This is a genomic window from Photorhabdus viridis, from assembly GCF_040256935.1.
GTDB lineage: Bacteria > Pseudomonadota > Gammaproteobacteria > Enterobacterales > Enterobacteriaceae > Photorhabdus > Photorhabdus viridis.
On the sequence record NZ_JBEJZY010000159.1, the window covers coordinates 1 to 1,223 of the forward strand.

Genomic DNA, 1,223 nt, shown 5'->3' on the forward strand with positions numbered 1-1,223 from the left:
GCCGATGTTGAAGCGGCCTACCGACTGACCCGAAATTCCGCCATTGCGCCTCAGGCCATCGCCGAAGCCGGATTTACCGCCACCGTCGCTCACGCTCAACGTTATCATTGCCTGTTAGCGCTGGAAGACACGACAACCCTGTCATTTTCCCATGCGTCGGTCGCCGATGAACTCGGCTATACCACCTCAAAGAAAAAATCCCGGGGCATGCAGGTACACTCGGTGTTGTTATTTGCGCCTGAAGAACAACAGGTCGTGGGGTTGATAGAGCAACAGCGCTGGTGTCGAGATGTCAGTGATTATGGCAAAAGCCGACAACGCGACACACGCCCTTATGAAGGGAAAGAGAGTTATAAGTGGGAACGGGCCTCACAAGCCGTCGACAGCCGGTTAGGAGAGCAGATGGCCAACGTGATTTCTGTCTGTGACCGTGAAGCCGATATCATCGAATATCTGCGTGATAAAACGAGCCAAAAACAACGTTTCGTCATCCGTTCGATGCAAAACCGGCGTATAGAGGAAAGTCAGGATAAACTTTATGACTTTATCAGCCGGTTACAGAGTGCTGGAGAACGATTAGTTCAGGTCAGACAGAAAGGCGGGCGTCAGGCGCGTGTCGCGCATTGTGATATCAGTTATGCCGAAGTGACGTTGAAAATCCCCGAAGGAAAAAGCGGTGAGGCGGTGCGGATATTTTATGTCGGTTGCTACGAAAAAGGTCCGGAGGATGGGCTTTGCTGGCATCTTCTGACCTCCGAACCCGTTAACAGTCAGGAAGACGCCCATAAAATATTCAGTTATTACGAGCGCCGCTGGCTGATAGAAGAATTTCACAAAGCGTGGAAAACGGGCGGCACGCAGGTAGAAGCGCTGCGTATGCAAAGCAAAGATAATCTGGAGCGCATGATAGTGCTGCTGGCCTTTATTGCGGTCCGAATACACCAGCTGCGTTTTATGGGTCTGAACAAAGAAGAGGCAGAGAAAGAGAGCTGTGAGACAGTATTAAGCCCCCTGGCGTGGAAATTACTGTGGTCAAAACAAGAAAAGCGCCGTGTGCCGAAAAAAGCCCCGAGTTTGCATTGGGCCTTCATCAATCTGGGAAAACTGGCCGGCTGGTACGATTCCAAACGCACGGGTCGAGTCGGATGGGAACGACTTTGGGAAGGCTGGTTTCGGCTGCAAACCCTGATAGACGGCTATTTGCTGGCTAAATCAGTTGATTT

General features: G+C 51.4%; 1 protein-coding gene. It reads left to right on the forward strand.

Annotation, left to right across the window (positions count from 1 at the left end):
• Positions 1-1,223 (forward strand): IS4-like element ISPlu9 family transposase (locus tag ABR397_RS22675; protein WP_350307681.1); only part of this gene is annotated, 1,223 nt, incomplete at both ends.